Raw genomic sequence first — 18,649 nt, 5'->3', positions numbered from 1 at the left:
CGGGGGCGGTGGGCCGGTCCGGATCGACGTGGCGCTCGGCGAGCGCGCGTACCCGGTGCTGATCGGCCCCGGCGTGCGCCACCGGCTGCCGGCGGAGGTGGCCCGGGTCGGGGCGCGGCGGGTCGTGGTGGTGTCGGCCCGGCCGGCGCAGTGGACGCCGGACCCGGGGGTGCCGCACCGGGTGGTGCCGGCGCGCGACGGCGAGCACGACAAGAACCTGTCCACGGTGGAGCAGCTCTGCCGGGTGTTCGCCGAGTTCGGTCTGACCCGCTCCGACGCGGTGGTCTCCTGCGGCGGCGGCACCACCACCGACGTGGTCGGCCTGGCGGCGGGCCTCTACCACCGGGGCATCGCGGTGATCCACCTGCCGACCTCGCTGCTGGCCCAGGTGGACGCCAGCGTCGGCGGCAAGACGGCGGTGAACCTGCCGGAGGGCAAGAACCTGGTGGGGACGTACTGGCAGCCCCGGGCGGTGCTCTGCGACACCGAGCACCTGGACACGCTGCCGCGCCGGGAGTGGCGCAACGGGTACGGGGAGATCGCCCGGGCGCACTTCATCGGTGCGGGCGAGCTGCGCGGGCGGCCGGTGGCCGAGCAGATCGCCGCGTGCGTGGCGCTCAAGGCGCGGGTGGTGGCCGCGGACGAGCGCGACGCCGGGTTGCGGCACATCCTCAACTACGGCCACACCCTCGGCCACGCGTTGGAGCGGGCCACCGACTTCCGGCTGCGCCACGGCGAGGCGGTCGGCGTCGGGACGGTGTTCGCGGGCCGGCTGGCGGGCGTCCTCGGCCGGATCCCGGCCGGGCGGGTGGCCGAGCATGTCGACGTGGTGGCCGACTACGGCCTGGACACCGCGCTGCCCGCCGACGTCGACCACGACGACCTGGTCGCGTTGATGCGCCGGGACAAGAAGGCGGTGGCCGGGCTCTCCTTCGTCCTCGACGGCCCGACCGGTCCGGAACTGGTCGCCGAGGTTCCCGAGGCCGCCGTCCGCGCCGCTCTCGCGGGGATGTGACCGCACCCCGGGCCGCCGGCGCGGCCCGGGGTGGTCCGTCAGCTGCTCAGCGCCCGCTGGATCTGCGCGATCAGCACGCCGCAACTGTCCCGTCCCGAGGCGCCGACCATGCCGAGGATGGTCGCCGGGAACAGGCCGTTGTCCGTCATCGCGGGGTCGTAGTGCATGAACACGACGAGCTGTCCACGGTCGATGAAGGGGGCGAGGACCGGTTCGGCGTCGACCCCGGGCGCGAGGGTGAAGAACGTGGTCATGGCGCACGGGTGCTGACCCAGCAGCGAGCTGCGGTGCAGCACCGAGGTGGTGGCGCCGCTGACCCGGAAGTTCGGGTCGATCACCCGCAGCTCACCGGTGCGGCTGATCCCCGCGTCGAACGAGCAGTACCCCCGGTACCCGAGGGCGCTGGCCTTTCGCACCCCTACGGTCAGCGCTTCGACCAGTTCCGCCGGCGGTTGGTCATCGTCCAGCACACAACCGGTCCACGTCGAGGTGGGCTGAGGTAGATGGACGGACGACCCGAGGTACTCCACCGAACCGCTCACCGTGACGGCGAACTGGATTCCCCAGACCGTCCTGAAGGGAACCTCCTCCTCGACGATCCACCGATCACTGACCTGTTCCATCTGCTGGAACATCGACCGGTTCAGCCGATCCTGCAACCGTCTGGTGAAGATCGCGATCCCGCTGTACACCTCGGTGCCGGCCGGCTTGACGACCGCCGGGCGGCGGTCCTCCTGCACGATCCGGCGCACCTCGGCGGGGGTGGCGACCTGACGCCGGGGCAGGTACTCCGGTGCGATCAGGGTCTCCAGGACGGTCTTGTTGTTGAGCCGGGTCAGCAGCTCCGGCGAGTTGCGGGCCGGCGCCGCGCGCAGCTGCGGGTCCTGTGGGGGGAACTGGAGTTCCAACAGCTCGCCCCGGTCGGCGGCCTCCCGGGCGAGCTGGACCGCCTGCGTACCGGACCGGAACTCGCGCAGGTCACTGGGGACCTTGAGGCCACAGCGGCTGATCAGGCGCAGCGACTTGTCCGCGGTGGCTCCGGTGCTGCAGATGGTCGCCGCCTGGTGCGGCAGGGTCAGGTGCAGCCCGGTGACCATGTCCAGCCCGTTGTTCAGGCCCACTCCGGCGGCGGTCAGGTAGCGGCTGCCGGCGGTCGCCACCGGGCTGGGTGGCCGGGCGAGGAGCACGCCCTCGGGGGAGAAAATCTGTACCTGGATCGGCCCGTCCATGGGGATCTCCTGACATGCCGGCCCGCAGGGGGCCTCGGGGATGGCACGAATTCCGGGTGCACGACGTCCACGAACAGCGGAGAACGTGATGCGTGGCGTCCCGGTGTGGTGAGGCCGCTCGGCCGTGACAGTCGGGCGTGCCGTGCGCACCGCCGGACGGTCCCGGGTCGGACCGGCCCAGGCAGCGGCTGGCTTGTGGTCAGCACTGCTCCGGCGAGGTGCGCACCAGCAGGCGGTGGTGGTTGCGGGCCACCGCCTGGCTCATGATCGACGAAGCATAGTCAGCGGCGATCCGGGCGCGGGATGGGCCGGACAGCCGAGTGCCCGCAGCCCGTTCCGCCACCGGTCGGCTAGGGGTGGCGGCTAGGGGTGTACGCCACCGCGTCGGGATCCGTAGCGTCGGCAGCCGCCAGGTCGTCGCTCCCCCATCCACCGCAACGGGTCGGGGGCGGATGTGGGTGGGTGCCCGGGTGTCGTGCGCCGTACGGCACAGGGGCCGACCGGCCGCCGCGGCCACGCGTCTCCCGGTCACCCCATCTCGCCTCGGAGGTTGGCTCCATGTCTGTCGGGTTCGATGCCGCGTACGCCGTGGCAGGCACGGTCGACGCCGGGCCACTGGGAGACGCCGAACGCGAGCGGCTGCTCGCCTGGGGACGCGGACCGCAACGCCCGATCCCGACCGAGCCGATCCACGACCTCGTCCTGCGCTGGGCCCGCCACACCCCCGACGCGATAGCCGGCATCGCCGGCGACGAAACGCTCACCTACGCCGACCTCGACCGCCGCTCCGCTGCCCTCGCCGCCCATCTGCGCGCCAACGGCGTCAACGACGGCGACGTCGTCTCCCTGGCCCTGGACCGCAGCCTCTGGACCCTCATCGCCACCCTCGCCGTCCTACGCGCCGGCGCCGCCTACACCCCCATGGACACCACCTGGCCCACCGCCCGCATGCACATGCTCCTGGCAGACCACGGCGCCCGCATCGTCCTCACCACCCGCCACACCGCACCCCACATCCCCCGACCCGACGGCCTGACGGTCATCGCCCTCGACGACCACTGGACCACCGAGCCGGCCGAACTGCCCGACGTGCCCGCCACCGCCCCCGCCTTCGTCATCTACACCTCCGGATCCACCGGCACCCCCAAGGGCGTGGTGCTGACCCACCAGCAGCTCACCAACTTCCTGGCCTGGATGAGCGACGAGTGCGGCATCGGTCCCGGCAGCCGGATGCTGCATTCGGCGGCGCCGGTCTTCGACGCCGCGTTCGGGGAGGTCTTCGCCACGCTCACCGCCGGCGGGTGCGTGGTGGTCTGCTCCCGCGACGACCTGCTCGACGCGCGTCGGCTCACCGACCTCGTCAACCGGCACGAGGTGACGCACACGTTCGGGCCGGCCACCAACATCGCCCCGCTCGACCCGGCGGCCTGTCCCGGTCTGCGCTGCATCATCTTCGGTGGGGAGGCGCTGCCGCCGCAGTTGGCCCGGCGGTGGTCGACGGCGGGCGCCCGGGTGTTGAACGCGTACGGGCCGGCGGAGGCGGCGGTGGCGTGCACCTGGTTCGACACCTCCGCCGGCTGGGACGGCGCGTACGTGCCGATCGGCTGGCCCATGCCCAACCGGCAGATCCGCGTCGTGGACGCCGATTTGAACCTCGTCCCCGCCGGGACACCCGGGGAAATCCTGATCACCGGATTCGGCGTCGCCGACGGCTACCTGCACCGCCCCGACCTCACCACCGAACGATTCGTCACCGACCCCTACGGCGCCGGCCCCGCCTACCGCACCGGCGACCTCGGCCGCTGGAACACCGCCGGAGCCCTCGAAATCCTCGGCCGCATGGACCACCAGGTCAAAGTCAACGGCATCCGCATCGAACTCGGCGAAATCGAAGCCGTCCTCGCCCAGCATCCCGACGTGGACGGGGCGGTGGTGGTCCGCCGCGAGGACCGGGGTGTCGCGCGACTGGTGGGGTACGTGACCGGCCGCAGCCCGGGGGTTGCCGCGCTCCGCGAGCACGCCGCCGCGCAGTTGCCCGCGTACATGGTGCCGGCGGTGATCATGGTGCTCGACCGGTTCCCCACCGGCGACACCGGCAAGATCGACCGCCGGCAGCTACCCGAACCCGCCACCCGACGCCCCGACCTCGACGTCGACTACGCCGCGCCCGGCACCGAGGAGGAACGGCTGGTCAGCGGTGTCTTCGCCGGCGTCCTCGGGCTCGACCAGGTCGGCGTCCACGACAGCTTCTTCGACCTCGGCGGCACCTCCCTGCAATCCGCCGCCGTCGCCACGGCCATCGACGAGGCCGCCGACGTGGTCGTTCCCGTCTCCCAGATCCACCGCACCCCCACCCCGCACGCCCTGGCCCAGTGGCTGGCCGGCGCGCCCCGGCGTACGCCCACCGGGCCGGCGCCGACCCGGCAGCGCTCCGGGCCGGTGCCGCTCGCGCAACAGGTGGCGAAGTGCCTGATGTCGCCGTTGGAGGTGGTCGTCCCGGTCACCTGGTGGATCGAGGGTGAGCTGGACCTGCGCGCGCTGATGGCGGCGTTGGGCGACGTGCACCGCCGGCACGAGGCGTTGCACGCCCGCTACCGGCGGGTGCAGCCGCCGGTGGCGCTCGTGCCGCCGAACCCGGGGATGCCGCAGTTGCAGTTGCTCTCCGACGCCGCCACCGAGCAGGAGGCGCTGGACCAGCTGGCGACCGCCGTGCAGCAGCCACTGGACTACACCCAGGGCCGCAACTGGCGTGCCGCACTCGTCCGACACCCCGCCACCAACCGCGTCCTGCTCGGCATCGGCATCCACCACATCGCCTTCGACGGCTGGGCGTACGCGCTGCTGGTGCGCGACCTCAGCCACGCGTACGCGGCGCGGAGGTCTAGTCAGGCCCCGGTGTGGGAGCGGCCCGCGCCCACCCTGCGCCAGTCCTACGACGAGTACACCCGGCTACGCGACGCGGCCGACCTGGAGGCCCAGCGGGCGTACTGGCGCGAGCAGTTGCGTGGGCTGCCGCGTCAGGGCACGGGTGATCCGACGGTGTCCCTGGAGCAGGCGCTGGCCTGGGGGCCGAAGGCCGGCCACACCGTCACCGTCGCCCCCGAGGTGATGCAGCGCTGGGACCGGGCGGCCCGGGAACAGCGGTTCAGCCGCTCCAGCTACTTCGTCGCCGCGTTCGCCTCGGCGCTGCGCGCCGTGCACCGGCAGGACGACATCGGCCTGCTGATGGTCGTCGCGAAGCGGGGCAGCCGGGTTCTCGACTCCGCGTTCACCACCCGGCTCAACCTCAACTGCGTCCGGGTGCGGTTCGACGGGGCGCAGGACGACAAGCTCGTCCTGCGGGTCCACGAGACGATCAGCGACCTGATGCGGGCCCAGGACGTCCCCTTCGCGGAGACCGCCGACGATCCCGCCGCCGGGCTCTCGGGCGAGGTGGTCGCCAGCCTCCCGACGTTCGTCTTCCAGGACAACGTCGTGCTGCCGCTGGAGCTGCCCGGCTGCCGGGCCGAGGAGGTCGTCGACCCGTACGCCCGGGAGGTGTCCAACGGTCTCACGGTCGAGGTGCTGCCCCGGCCCGACCATGCCCTGCTACGCGTGACCATCCGTACGGACTACCTGCCGTACCGCTTCGCCGAGGAGCTGAACGGTCACATGCTGCGCTTCCTCGAAGCCGGCCCGGCGTCGGCTGCGCACTGAGGTCGTCCCATCGGACGCGGCCGTCACCGGGCGCGTCCCGCAGTTCCTGGTTCCTGACCCGGCCGTACCCCTGCGCCGGTCCTGATCGGAGGTTGGCTCCATGTCTGTCGGGTTCGATGCCGCGCACGCCGTGGCAGGCACGGTCGACGCCGGGCCACTGGGAGACGCCGAACGCGAGCGGCTGCTCGCCTGGGGACGCGGACCGCAACGCCCGATCCCGACCGAGCCGATCCACGACCTCGTCCTGCGCTGGGCCCGCCACACCCCCGACGCGATAGCCGGCATCGCCGGCGACGAAACGCTCACCTACGCCGACCTCGACCGCCGCTCCGCTGCCCTCGCCGCCCATCTGCGCGCCAACGGCGTCAACGACGGCGACGTCGTCTCCCTGGCCCTGGACCGCAGCCTCTGGACCCTCATCGCCACCCTCGCCGTCCTACGCGCCGGCGCCGCCTACACCCCCATGGACACCACCTGGCCCACCGCCCGCATGCACATGCTCCTGGCAGACCACGGCGCCCGCATCGTCCTCACCACCCGCCACACCGCACCCCACATCCCCCGACCCGACGGCGTCCACGTCATCGCCCTCGACGACTGGACCAACACCCACGCCGCCGAGCCGGCCGAACTACCCGACGTGCCCGCCACCGCCCCCGCCTTCGTCATCTACACCTCCGGATCCACCGGCACCCCCAAGGGCGTGGTGCTGACCCACCAGCAGCTCACCAACTTCCTGGCCTGGATGAGCGACGAGTGCGCCGTGGGCCCCGACAGCCGCATGCTGCACTGCTGCGCGCCCGTCTTCGACGTGGCCCTGGGCGAGATCTACACCGCCCTCACCTCCGGCGCGCGGGTCGTCGTCTGCTCCCGGGACGAGTTGCTCGACAGCCGGCGGCTCACCGACCTGATCGCCAAGGAGCAGGTGACCCACGCCTTCTGCCCGCCGACCAACCTGGCCGCCGTCGACCCGGCCGACTGCCCGAGCATGTCCTGCCTGACCCTGGCCGGAGAGCCGGTGCCGCCCCGGATGGCGCGCCGCTGGACGGCCGCCGGCGCCCGCCTGCTCAACGCGTACGGGCCGGCGGAGGCGGCGGTGGCGTGCACCTGGTTCGACACCTCCGCCGGCTGGGACGGCGCGTACGTGCCGATCGGCTGGCCCATGCCCAACCGGCAGATCCGCGTCGTGGACGCCGATTTGAACCTCGTCCCCGCCGGGACACCCGGGGAAATCCTGATCACCGGATTCGGCGTCGCCGACGGCTACCTGCACCGCCCCGACCTCACCACCGAACGATTCGTCACCGACCCCTACGGCGCCGGCCCCGCCTACCGCACCGGCGACCTCGGCCGCTGGAACACCGCCGGAGCCCTCGAAATCCTCGGCCGCATGGACCACCAGGTCAAAGTCAACGGCATCCGCATCGAACTCGGCGAAATCGAAGCCGTCCTCGCCCAACACCCCGACGTCGACGCCGCCGTCGTCGTCCGCCGCGAGGACCAAGGCGTCGCCCGACTCGTCGGCTACGTGACCGGCCGCAACCCCGCCGTCGCCGCGCTCCGCGAACACGCCGCCGCACAACTCCCCGCCTACATGGTCCCCGCCGTGATCATGGTGCTCGACCGGTTCCCCACCGGCGACACCGGCAAGATCGACCGCCGGCAGCTACCCGAACCCACCACCCAGCGTCCCGACCTCGACATCGACTACGCCGCACCCACCACCGACACCGAACGACTCCTCACCGACACCTTCGCCGGCGTCCTCGGGCTCGACCAGGTCGGCGTCCACGACAGCTTCTTCGACCTCGGCGGCACCTCCCTGCAATCCGCCACCCTCGCCACGGCCATCGACGAAGCCACCGACACCGTCATCCCGGTCTCCCAGATCCACCGCACCCCCACCCCGCACGCCCTCGCCCAGTGGCTGGCCACCGCACCACGGCGTCCCGAGGCCGAGCCGGAGCCACCCGTCACCGGACGCGCCGGCCCGGCCAAGCCCGTCCCGCTGACCCTGTCCGTCGCCAAGTGCGTCTGGCTCCCGTTCGAGCTGGTCTGCCCGACCACCTGGTGGATCGAGGGCGAGCTGGACCTGCGCGCCCTGATGGCCGCCCTCGGCGACGTGCACCGCCGCCACCAGGCACTGCACGCCCGCTACCGGCGGGTCGACCCCGCGGTGGCGCTCGTCCCGCCGAACCCGGGCATGCCACAGCTGCAACTGCTGTCCGACGCCGCCACCGAGCAGGAGGCGCTGGACCAGCTGGCGACCGCCGTGCAGCAGCCACTGGACTACACCCAGGGCCGCAACTGGCGGGCCGCACTCGTCCGACACCCCGCCACCAACCGCGTCCTGCTCGGCATCGGCATCCACCACATCGCCTTCGACGGCTGGTCACACGCCCTGCTCGTGCGCGACCTCAGCCACGCGTACGCCGCACGACAGGCCGGCCGGGCCCCGGTCTGGGAGCGGCCCGCGCCCACCCTGCGCCAGTCGTACGACGAGTACACCCGGCTGCGCGACGCGGCCGACCTGGAGGCCCAGCGGGCCTACTGGCGCGAGCAGTTGCGTGGGCTGCCCCGCCAGGGCGACGGCCAGCTGACCGTGCCACTGGAGCAGGCGCTGGGCTGGGGCCCGAAGGCCGGCCACATCGTGACGGTCGCCCCCGAGGCGGTGCAGCGCTGGGACCGGGCGGCCCGGGAACAGCGATTCAGCCGCTCCAGCTACTTCGCCGCCGCGTTCGCCTCCGCGCTGCGCGCCGTGCACCGGCAGGACGACATCGGCCTGCTGATGATCGTCGCCAAGCGGGGCAGCCGCATCCTCGACTCCGCCTTCACCACCCGGATCAACTCCAACTGCGTCCGGGTCCGGTTCCAGCCGGGCCAGGACCTGCTCCGGCACGTCCAGCAGACCGTCGACGAGCTGATGGCCGCCCAGGACATCCCCTTCTCGGAGAGCGCCGCCGACCCGGCCGTGGGGCTGCCCAGCGAGGTGGTGGCCGGCCTGCCGGGCTTCGCGTACCAGGACAACGTGGTGCTGCCGCTGGAGCTGCCCGGCTGCCGGACCGAGGAGGTCGTCGAGCCGTACGCCCGGGAGGTGATGAGCGGGCTCACCGTCGAGGCGATCCCCCGGCACACCGACGCGCTCCTGCGCATCACCATCCGGACCGACCTGCTCCCGTTCCGCCTCGCCGAGGAGCTGGGCGAGCACATGCTGGCCTTCCTCGACGCCGGCCCTGAGGCCGCCGGGTCCGGCCCGAGCTGAGCACCCCCGTGGTGACCGGCTCGGCCGGTCACCACGGGTCGTTTCCCGCCTGATAGGTCGGGCCACTGCCCCGGCGCCCGCCCGACCGGCGCGGGATCCGAACGGCGGAACTGGTGATCGGCGGTAAGCAGAGCCCCGAGACAGGAAGGCCACCTCCCGGGCCGGGGAGGTGGCCTTCCGCATGCGTCAGGAGACGAGGGCCGCCGGGCAGTGGGCGAGCAGATCGGTCGGGGTGTGGGCGACCAGGTCCGGGCCGGCGGCGAGCAGCGCGGCCACGTCCCCGCCGTGCCACGTGGTGGCGACCGTGGTCGCGCCGGCGTCGCGGCCGCTGAGCAGGTCGATCACCGCGTCGCCGACCATCATCGCCTGCGGCGGCGGCACGTCGAGGTGGCCCAGCGCCTGGAGCACGATGTCCGGGGCGGGCTTGGGACGAGCCACCTCGTCGGAGCCGATCACCTGGTCGAACAGGTCCAGCACACCGAGGACGTCCAGCAGCGAGCGGGCCCGGGGGCCGCTCTTGCCGGTGGCGATCGCCATCCGGATGCCCCGCGACCGCAGCGTCTGCAGCGTCTCCCGTACGCCGGGGAAGAGCGGCACCAGGTGGGCCATCCGGTAGCTCTCCCGGACGAACGGCTCCTCCATCTCCAGCGGCAGGCCCATCAGCCGCATGATGTCCGGGAAGTACCGGCCCATGTGCCGGTTGTACTCCTCGAACGGCGCGGGCCCGTCCCCCACCACCTCGGCGTACGCGATGCTGAACGCCTCGCGCATGACGGCCGAGCTGTCGACCACGACGCCGTCGAGGTCGAACACGACCGCGCGGATCGGGCCCCGGCTCGGCGCCGGTCGGGGTACGTCGACGGTGGACGGTGGATGGCTCATGGCTGCTCCCCGGAGCGAGTGAGGTCGCCGGTGGTTCTCACCGGTCGCGATGGCCCGCCAGCGCGTGCTCCCGCTCCGGCTCGGTGTGCCGGGCGGCGTGGTAGATCCGTTCGATGACGTCGATGGTCCGGCGCGCCTCGGCGGCGGCCGCCCCCCGGCTGGCCGGGTCGGCGAGCAGTCCCGGCAGGGCGTCGAGCTGGCGGTCGTACTCGGCGCCGATCGGCTCGGTGGGCAGCGGCAGCCGGACGGTCTCGCCGTCGCGGGTGCGGGTGAGCACCGGCGTCGGCTCGCGGTTCGGGCTGAACCCGAACGTGCAGCGCAGGGTCGCCGACCCGGCGGCCCCCTGCACGGTGATGGTGGTGCGGTCGCGGGCCTCGTGCGAGGCCCAGCAGGCGTGCACCGCGACGGACGCGCCGTCGGCGGTGAGCAGGAAGCCCCGGGCGGTGTCCTCGACGTCGCCGCGCGTCCGGCCACCGGCAGCGGCCTCGCCGCGCCAGGCGGCCTGGGCGGCGTCGTCGTTGACGAAGTCGTCGGAGACGCTGCCGACGGCGTGCGTGACCGGGGCGGTCCCGAGCAGCGGCAGCACCGTGTCGAGCAGGTGCCAGCCGAGGTCGACCAGGGCGCCACCGCCGGAGAGGTCACGCCGGGTGAACCAGCCGCCCGCGTCGGGCACCCCCCGGGCGCGGACCCAGGCCACGTCGACGTGGCGGATCGGGCCCAGCTCGGCGGCCACCTCGACCAGCGCCGCGACGTCGGCCCGCCACCGGGCGGCGCTGCCGGCCAGCAGCACCGCGCCGCCGACGCGTTCCGCGTCGGCGAGCAGGTCCGCCTCGGCGGAGGTCAGGCAGACCGGCTTCTCCAGGAAGACCGGCACACCCCGGCGCAGCAGTCGGGCGGCGACGGCGGCGTGCAGGTGGTTCGGCACGGCCACCACCACGAGGTCCGCCGCGCCGGCGGGCAGGTCGTCGACGTCGGCGTACGCGAACGGCACCGCGTGGGTGTCGCGGGCCCGCTCCCGCACGGCCGGCTGCGGATCGACCAGGGCGGTCACCTCGAAGGCCGGGTGCGCGGCGAGCCGGGGCAGCCAGATCTCGCGCCCGGCCCACCCGAGGCCGGCCACCGCGACCCGGACCGGACGGCCGGGCGCGGCGGCCGGGGGTACGGCGGTCATCCGGCGAGGACGTCGGCCAGCACGGCGGCGATCTCGTGCATCTGCTGCTCGGTGCCGAGCAGGGTGCGGTGGTGCAGCCACACGCAGTCGGCGTGGATCTGCTCGACGTTCGGGCAGCGGGCGGCGATCTGCTCGACCGTCTCGTCCGGCGCGCCGGCCGCCCAGAAGCCCTCGCACCGGTAGATCGCCCGGAACGCCACGAACGCCGGTACGCCCCGGGCGATGAGCGCGTCGACCACGGCGCGTCGACGCTCGATCGTGATGCCGGGGACCCGGAACATCGCCATGTAGTGCGGATTGCGGTCGCCGCGCGGGTCGCTGCCCTGCGGCACCACGCCCGGGATCTCGGCGAGCAGGCTCGCCAGCAGCGGCCAGCGCTGCTCGCGCACCGTGATCTGGTCGTCCAGCCGGGTGAGCTGGGCGCGCAGCACGGCGGCGGTGAACTCGTTCATCCGGAAGTTGGAGCCGGTGGTGCGGTGCAGGTAGTCCCGGTCGGTGCGGGGCCGGCCGCAGCTGTGCACGAGGAAGGCCCGCTCGCGCAGCTCCTCGTCGGGGAAGAGCACCGCGCCGCCCTCACCGGCGGTCATCAGCTTGCCGTTCTGGAAGCTGAACGCGGCGACCGAGCCGAGTTCGCCGACCCGCCGGCCCTGCCACTGCGCGCCGTGCGCGTGCGCGGCGTCCTGGAGCAGCGCCACCCCGGCGTCGGCGGCGATCTTGTCGAGCGCGTCCATGTCGGCGAACTGGCCGGCCATGTGCACCGGCATGATCACCTTCGTCCGCGGGGTGACGGCCGCCGCGACCGCCGCCGGGTCGATGCAGTACGTGTCCAGGTCGACGTCGACCGGCACGGCGACCGCGCCGAGGCGCTGCGCGGCCAGCGACGACGAGATGAAGGTGAAGGCCGGGACGATGACCTCGGTGCCGGGCCCGACGCCGAGCACCTCGAGGGCGACCTCCAGGGCGTGGGTGCCGTTGGTGACGGCGAGCGCGTGCGGGGTGCCGTGGTACGCCCCGAACTCCGCCTCGAAGGTGTCGACCTCGCTGCCGCCCACCCGCCACCACTGGCCCTGCTCGAGGGCGCGGATCAGGCCGGTCCGCTCCTCGTCACCGAACTGCGGCCACTCGGGGAACTCCGGCACCGTCGACGGTTCACCACTCATGACTTCCCACTTCCCAATCCAGGAGGACCAGCGGTTCCTCGGCTGCGCCGTCGCCGCGACAGAGGGCGCACCGGGGCGGACCCGTGCCGCTCGGTCGGGTTCGAGGCGGACGTCGCCGCGGGGCGCGGCGAGTGCTCTGCTCGCGATGGACGCTAACCGACCCGGCAGGCCGCTCACCTCCCCTAACAGCCCCTACCGACCCCTTAGTCCGGCGGCCGGCCGGGCCGTGCGGGGCGGTGGCGTAGTAAGACTGCGGGGACCCGACGCCGTATCGCCGAAGCCCGCGGCGGCCACCGCGACATTCCGCTCCGACCGGCGGGCCGCGACAGCCCGCTCCGGACGGCGCGACAGCCCGCGCCGGACGGCAGGCCGCGACAGCCCGCGCGGAAGAGCGGGCCGCGACAGGCCGGCGAGCCGGCACCGGCCCGCGCCCCTAGCGGCCCCTAGCCACCCCCTGACATCCCCGGCGGCCGGGCCGCCGAGGGGCGGGGCGCGGCGATACTGCAGGAACTGTCGTCGGTCCTGTCCGGAAGGGACCGCCCCGCGCGAGGTGAACCGTGTCCGACGTGCTGCTGCTCAACGGCCCCAACCTGGGCATCCTCGGACGCCGGGAGCCGGAGATCTACGGCACCGACACGCTGGCGGACATCGAGCGGGCCGTCGCCGAGGAGGTCGCGCCGCGCGGCTGGCGGGTGATCGCCCGACAGCACGACTGCGAGGGCGCGCTGATCGGCGCGATCCAGAGCAACTACGACACCGTGGGCGCGATCGTGAACCCCGGCGCCCTGATGATCGCCGGCTGGAGCCTGCGGGACGCGCTGGCGAACTACCCCCGCCCGTGGCTGGAGGTCCACCTGTCGAACGTCTGGGCGCGGGAGAGCTTCCGGCACGACTCGGTGCTCGCCCCGCTGGCCAGTGGCGTGATCGTCGGGCTCGGCGCGCTGGGCTACCGGCTGGCCGCCCGCGCCCTGGTCACCACCGTCGCATGACCGGCCGGGGCCGCACCGGCGACGTCCGGTCGACATCGGACCGACCCCGGTACGGTCGTCGGATCGTCCGGCACTACCCGAAGGACAGTGTGTGCGTATCCCCGTCGTCGTCCTGACCCTCATCCTCGCCTCGGTCATCCTGGCCGTGGCCGTCCCGAAGCTCACCGGCCAGGCGCAGATGCGCGAGCGGATGGCCCACCTCGGCGTCTCCCCCGGCCTCACCCGGCTGATCGGCGGCCTGGAGATCGCCGCCGTCGCCGGCCTGCTGCTGGGCCTGCTCTGGCCGCCGATCGGCGTCGCCGCTGCGGTCGGCCTGACCCTGTTGCTGATCGGGGCGGCGGTCTACCACGCCCGCGCGAAGGACCCGGTCCCGATGACCGTGGTCCCGGTGGTGTTCGCGCTCGCCGCCGGCGCGCTGGCCGTCCTGCACGTCGTGAACGGCTGAGGTCGGAGGTGCCGGCCGCGCGGGGAGCCCCGGTCGGGCTGTTGGGGGTCGACGTCGGCGGCACCAAGGTCGCGCTGCGCGCGGAGGCGGCCGGCCGGCCGGCGTACGAGCGGACGTTCCGCTGGCCGCCGGGGGCCGATCCGGCCGCCGACCTGGCGGCGCTCGACGCCGAGGTGGCCGCGCTGCGCACCACCTGGGGGCCGGTGCACGCCGTCGGGCTCGCCGTGCCGGCCACCACCGACGCCACCGGCACCGTGCTGACCTGGCCCGGCCGGCCGAGCTGGACGGGTCTGGACCTCGCCGGGGCGTGCCAGCGCATCTTCCCCGGCAGCCGCAGCGGGTACGCCGACGACGGTGACCTGGCCGCGCTGGCCGAGGCCCGCCACGCCGGCCGCGACGACGTGGTCTACCTGGGCGTGGGCACCGGCGTCGGCGGCGGGGTGGTCCTCGACGGACGGCTCGTCCCGGGTCGCGCCTCCGCCGAGGTCGGACACATGGTGGTCGACCTCGACGGCGGACGCTGCGACTGCGGGCGCACCGGCTGCCTGCAGTCGGTGGCCTCCGGCCCGGCCACGCTGCGCCGGGCCGCCCTCGCCCGGGGCGGCGAGGTGAGCTTCGACGACCTGCGGGCCGGGCTGCGCGACGGCCGGTCCTGGGCGGTCGAGGCGGTCCACGCGAGCTGCGCCGCCCTGGCGGCGGCGGTGGTGAGCCTCGGCGAGCTGCTGGCCCCGGCGGTGGCGATCGTGGGCGGTGGCTTCGCCGACGGGCTGCCCGGCTTCGTGCCGCTCGTCGGGCACACCGCCCGGCTGTCGGCCCGCCCCGGACGGCCGGCGCCGGTGGTGCGCGCCGCCGCCCTCGGCGGCCTGTCGTCGCTGCACGGCGCCGTCCAACTGGCCCGTGACCTGGTCAGCACGTCCGAGCGCAACGCAGTGGAGGGAACCTGATGATCCGGATCGGCGTCATCGCCGGCAGCACCCGTCCCGGCCGCAAGTCCGACGTGGTCGCCCGCTGGGTACGCGACATCGCCGCCAAGCGCGGCGACGCCACGGCGGAACTGGTCGACCTGCGCGATCACGACCTGCCGCACCTCGACTCGCCGCTGCCGCCGTCGATGGCCCCGTCCACCCACCCCAAGGTCCGCCGGTGGGCGAGCACCATCGCCGCCCTGGACGCGTTCGTCTTCGTCACCCCCGAGTACAACCACTCGATCCCCGGGGTGCTCAAGGACGCCGTCGACTACCTCTACCGGGAGTGGCACGACAAGTCCGCCGGCCTGGTCAGCTACGGGCTGCACGGCGGCACCCGGGCCGCCGAGCACCTGCGGCTGGTGCTCGCCCAGGTGGAGGTGGCCGACGTCCGGTCCCAGGTGGCGCTCTCCCTGCACACCGACTTCGTCAACTTCCGCGACTTCCGTCCGGCCGCCCACCAGGAGCAGACGGTGTCGGCCATGCTCGACCAGGTGGTCGCCTGGGGCGGGGCGCTGCGCGGGCTGCGCCGGCCGTGACCGCCCCGACGCACGCCGGGCCGCCGATCAGCGGCACCACCCGGCTGTACGCGCTGCTCGGCGACCCGATCGCGCAGGTGCGGGCCCCCGGCCTGCTCAACCCCGTGCTGGCCCGGCGCGGTGCCGACGCGGTGCTCGTCCCGATGCGGGTGGCGCCGGGTGACGTCGCACCGGTGGTGCGCGCGCTGCGGCAGGTGGCCAACCTGCACGGCATCCTCGTGACGGTGCCGCACAAGGCGGCCGTCCTGGCCCTCGCCGACCGGGTCACCGCCCGCGCGCGCCTGGCCGGCAGCGTCAACGCGTTGCGCCGCGAGCCGGACGGCGCCTGGTCGGCCGACACCTTCGACGGTGACGGTTTCGTCCGTGGCCTGGTCGAGGCCGGGCACGACCCGAAGGGGCTGCGGGTCTGCGTGGTGGGCGCGGGTGGGGCGGGCAGCGCCATCGCGGTCGCCCTGCTCGACGCGGAGGTCGCCGAGTTGCGCCTGGTCGACACCGACCCCGGCCGGCGCGACGAGCTGTGGCGGCGGCTGTCCGAGGCGTACCCCGGCCGGGTGAGCGCCGCGACCGGGCCGCGACTGGCCGACGTCGACCTGGCGGTGAACGCGACACCGCTGGGGCTGCGACCCGACGACCCGCTGCCGTTCCCGGTGAGCGGATTGCCGGCGCACGCCGTGGTCGCCGACATCATCATGAAGCCGGCGGAGACCGCGCTGCTGCGGGCCGCCGGCGAGCGAGGTCTGGCCGCCCACCCGGGCGAGCCGATGCTCGCCCACCAGATCGACTCCTACCTGGACTTCTTCGACCTGTAGCGGCGGCAGCCGGCAGGGTGTCCGGGACCCGGACGGCCGGTGTGCCGGGGCGGCGCCTTGAGGCGCCGGATCCGGTGTGGGATTCTTGGGCGTCGATGGCCAGCCGCGCGGGCCGACAGTCGTCCACTGGGCAACCGGAGCGGGCACCGCCTCCGGGGGACGGCGACACGGGCGATCGATCACCCGTCTCCCGGCACGCCCGCCGCGACGGCTCGTGCGCCCCACGAGCCGGACGTCGACCGGGCGGCCGTCCCGAAGAAGGACAGCCCGCATGACGATCCCCACCACAGCTCATCCCCGGCCGCGCCGCGCCGCCCGCGCGACGGCCCTCGCGGCGAGCCTGCTGCTCGCCACCGCCACGCTGACCGCCGTCAGCCCTCCGCGCGTCCAGGCGGCGGACGGCCCGGTGGCCGTGACCGTGAACGCGCGGGCGGGGCTGGCGACCATGCCGGACACCGCGCTCGGCGTCAACCACGCCATCTGGGACCAGAACCTCGGCACCGACGAGACGTCCGACCTGCTGCGCGCCGCCGGGGTGCGGATGGTGCGGTACCCGGGCGGCTCGTACGCCGACATCTACCACTGGAAGGACCACACCGCGCCCGGCGGGTACGTCGCGCCGAACACCGACTTCGACACCTTCATGGCCGCCGCGCGGCGGGTCGGCGCGCAACCGATGATCATCGCGAACTACGGCACCGGCACCCCGGCCGAGGCCGCCGACTGGGTCCGGTACGCCAACGTCACCAAGGGCTACGGGGCGAAGTACTGGACGATCGGCAACGAGAACTACGGCAACGGCCACTACGGGTCGGGCTGGGAGGCCGACGAGCACCCCGACAAGAGCGCGACGTACTACGCGAACCTGGTGGTCGACTACGCCGACGCGATGAAGGCGGTCGACCCCACCATCAAGGTCGGCGCGGTGCTCACCATGCCGGGCAACTGGCCGGACGGGATCACCGCCGGCACCGACCCGGGCCCGTGGAACCAGGCGGTGCTCTCCGTCGCCGGGCCGAAGATCGACTTCGTCGACGTGCACTGGTACCCGGGCGGCAGCGCCGCGCAGTCGCTGGAGCGCACCGCCCACATCGACGACGCCATCCACCTGCTGCGTGAGCAGCTCACCCGGTACGCCGGCCCGAACGCCTCCCGGATCGGCATCAGCTTCACCGAAATGAACGTCGAGGTCGGCCGGAACACCCAGCCCGGCGCGCTGTTCCTCGCCGACGCCTACAGCGACCTGCTGGAGAACGGGGTGTTCACGGCGCACTGGTGGAACGTTCACAACGGCATCGGCACGGTGTCCGAGGTGGCCGGACACACCGACTACGGCGACTACGGCCTGCTGTCCAGCGGCGGCTGCACCGCCGACGGGTCGGTCTGCCAACCGCCGTTGAACACCCCGTTCGCGCCGTACCACGGGATGTCCATGATGAACCTCTTCGCCAAGGCGGGCGACCAGTTCATCCGGGCCGGCACCGACGAGCCGCTGGTCACCGCGCACGCGGTACGCCGGCGCGACGGCGAGGTCGCGGTGCTGCTGGTGAACAAGGACCCGGAGAACGCGTACCCGGTCAGCATCGACTACGCCGGGTTCACCCCGTCCGACGCCGCACCGACGGTGCACACCCTCGCCAACGGTGCCACCGCCATCGACACCGCCCGCAGCGGCAGCGCCACCAGCCGGACCCTGCCGCCGTACTCGTTGACCACGCTGGTGCTGCGCCCGGCCGAGGTGGTCGGGGGCGGGCCCGCCGCGCCCCGGCAACCCACCGCCGGGGCGGTGACCGACCGCAGCGCCACCATCTCCTGGCCCGCGCTGCCGCCGATGGCCGGCCCGCCCGTCAAGTACGAGGTGTACCGGCAGAACGGGGCGGTCAGCGAGCAGCTCGGCGAGACGACCGGCAGCTCGCTGACGGTCGGCAACCTGACCCCGGGCACCCGGTACACGGTCAACGTGCTGGCCCGCGACGGCGCCGGCCGGGTCTCCCGGTCCTCGCCGCCCCTCACCTTCACCACCGGCAGCCCGGCCACCAGCACGTGCGCCGTACGCTTCACGAAGAACTCCGACTGGGGCAACGGCTACATCGGTGGCGTCGACATCGTCAACACCGGCCCGCACCCCGTCGACGGGTGGACGCTGACCTGGACCTGGCCGACCACCTGGCAGCAGGTCGGCAGCGGCTGGAGCGCCACCTGGGAGCAGGTCGGCGCCGACGTCAAGGCCACCGCCACCGCCGACAACCGCAGGATCGCCGTCGGCGGCAGCACCGGCGTCGGTTTCGTCGGCGGGTACAGCGGTCCGAACGTCCTGCCCACCGTGTTCCGGCTCAACGGCACCGTCTGCACCACCCGGTGAGGGTGCGTCGGCTCCTCCGTCGGGCCGGCACCGACGGCGGTGACCGACGCCTGCCGGCGGGGCCCGTGGGGCTCCGCCGGCAGGGTCACCGATCCTCGCGACGGCCGGGGGCACGCCACCGGGCC

Annotated in this window: 13 protein-coding genes; 9 read left to right on the top strand and 4 right to left on the bottom strand. The window is 73.9% G+C overall.

Annotation, left to right across the window (positions count from 1 at the left end; translation table 11 throughout):
• The first annotated feature begins 22 nt into the window (after positions 1 to 22).
• Complete coding sequence (locus GA0070614_RS28315; protein ID WP_408630786.1) at positions 23 to 1,015, top strand: 3-dehydroquinate synthase family protein; 993 nt, start codon at positions 23 to 25, stop codon at positions 1,013 to 1,015.
• Between the two features lie 38 nt (positions 1,016 to 1,053).
• Here GA0070614_RS28315 and GA0070614_RS28310 read toward each other — a convergent pair whose 3' ends face one another.
• On the bottom strand, positions 1,054 to 2,244 hold the full coding sequence (locus GA0070614_RS28310; protein ID WP_088978810.1) for an ATP-grasp domain-containing protein: 1,191 nt from the start codon (positions 2,242 to 2,244) through the stop codon (positions 1,054 to 1,056).
• Between the two features lie 558 nt (positions 2,245 to 2,802).
• On the opposite strand from GA0070614_RS28310, the gene GA0070614_RS28305 reads away from it, so the two are divergent.
• Positions 2,803 to 5,940: a non-ribosomal peptide synthetase gene (locus tag GA0070614_RS28305; protein ID WP_231933420.1), complete on the top strand. Its 3,138-nt coding sequence runs from the start codon at positions 2,803 to 2,805 to the stop codon at positions 5,938 to 5,940.
• 100 nt (positions 5,941 to 6,040) lie between these two features.
• Positions 6,041 to 9,202, top strand: a complete 3,162-nt coding sequence (locus tag GA0070614_RS28300; RefSeq protein ID WP_088978809.1) for a non-ribosomal peptide synthetase — start codon at positions 6,041 to 6,043, stop codon at positions 9,200 to 9,202.
• 186 nt (positions 9,203 to 9,388) lie between these two features.
• Here the strand turns inward: GA0070614_RS28300 and GA0070614_RS28295 are convergent, their stop codons facing one another.
• Genes GA0070614_RS28295 through GA0070614_RS28285 form a run of 3 tightly spaced genes read right to left on the bottom strand, consistent with a single transcriptional unit; the run spans position 9,389 to position 12,415 of the window.
• Entirely contained in the window at positions 9,389 to 10,084 is a 696-nt protein-coding gene (locus GA0070614_RS28295) for an HAD-IA family hydrolase (RefSeq protein ID WP_088978808.1), read from the bottom strand.
• 37 nt (positions 10,085 to 10,121) lie between these two features.
• Positions 10,122 to 11,255, bottom strand: a complete 1,134-nt coding sequence (locus GA0070614_RS28290; RefSeq protein WP_088978807.1) for a Gfo/Idh/MocA family protein — start codon at positions 11,253 to 11,255, stop codon at positions 10,122 to 10,124.
• Positions 11,252 to 12,415: a DegT/DnrJ/EryC1/StrS family aminotransferase gene (locus GA0070614_RS28285; protein WP_088978806.1), complete on the bottom strand. Its 1,164-nt coding sequence runs from the start codon at positions 12,413 to 12,415 to the stop codon at positions 11,252 to 11,254. Before GA0070614_RS28285 ends, GA0070614_RS28290 begins: the two co-directional genes overlap by 4 nt.
• A gap of 557 nt (positions 12,416 to 12,972) precedes the next feature.
• On the opposite strand from GA0070614_RS28285, the gene GA0070614_RS28280 reads away from it, so the two are divergent.
• The 6 genes from GA0070614_RS28280 (at position 12,973) to GA0070614_RS28255 (ending at position 18,524) form a co-directional block, all read left to right on the top strand.
• Complete coding sequence (locus tag GA0070614_RS28280) at positions 12,973 to 13,404, top strand: type II 3-dehydroquinate dehydratase (protein WP_088978805.1); 432 nt, start codon at positions 12,973 to 12,975, stop codon at positions 13,402 to 13,404.
• A 91-nt stretch (positions 13,405 to 13,495) separates the two neighbouring features.
• On the top strand, positions 13,496 to 13,849 hold the full coding sequence (locus GA0070614_RS28275; RefSeq protein WP_088978804.1) for a DoxX family protein: 354 nt from the start codon (positions 13,496 to 13,498) through the stop codon (positions 13,847 to 13,849).
• A gap of 8 nt (positions 13,850 to 13,857) precedes the next feature.
• Entirely contained in the window at positions 13,858 to 14,793 is a 936-nt protein-coding gene (locus tag GA0070614_RS28270; protein ID WP_088978803.1) for an ROK family protein, read from the top strand.
• Positions 14,793 to 15,353, top strand: a complete 561-nt coding sequence (locus GA0070614_RS28265) for an NADPH-dependent FMN reductase (RefSeq protein WP_088978802.1) — start codon at positions 14,793 to 14,795, stop codon at positions 15,351 to 15,353. The genes GA0070614_RS28270 and GA0070614_RS28265 overlap by 1 nt, the downstream gene beginning before the upstream one ends.
• Complete coding sequence (locus GA0070614_RS28260) at positions 15,350 to 16,162, top strand: shikimate dehydrogenase family protein (protein WP_088978801.1); 813 nt, start codon at positions 15,350 to 15,352, stop codon at positions 16,160 to 16,162. Before GA0070614_RS28265 ends, GA0070614_RS28260 begins: the two co-directional genes overlap by 4 nt.
• 271 nt (positions 16,163 to 16,433) lie before the next feature.
• Entirely contained in the window at positions 16,434 to 18,524 is a 2,091-nt protein-coding gene (locus GA0070614_RS28255) for a cellulose binding domain-containing protein (protein WP_088978800.1), read from the top strand.
• The last annotated feature ends 125 nt before the right edge of the window (positions 18,525 to 18,649 follow it).

The organism is Micromonospora coxensis, assembly GCF_900090295.1.
In the GTDB taxonomy this organism is placed as follows: Bacteria; Actinomycetota; Actinomycetes; order Mycobacteriales; family Micromonosporaceae; genus Micromonospora; species Micromonospora coxensis.
The sequence above is the reverse complement of the archived record's forward strand: the minus strand, read 5'-3'. Positions and strand labels throughout refer to the sequence as shown.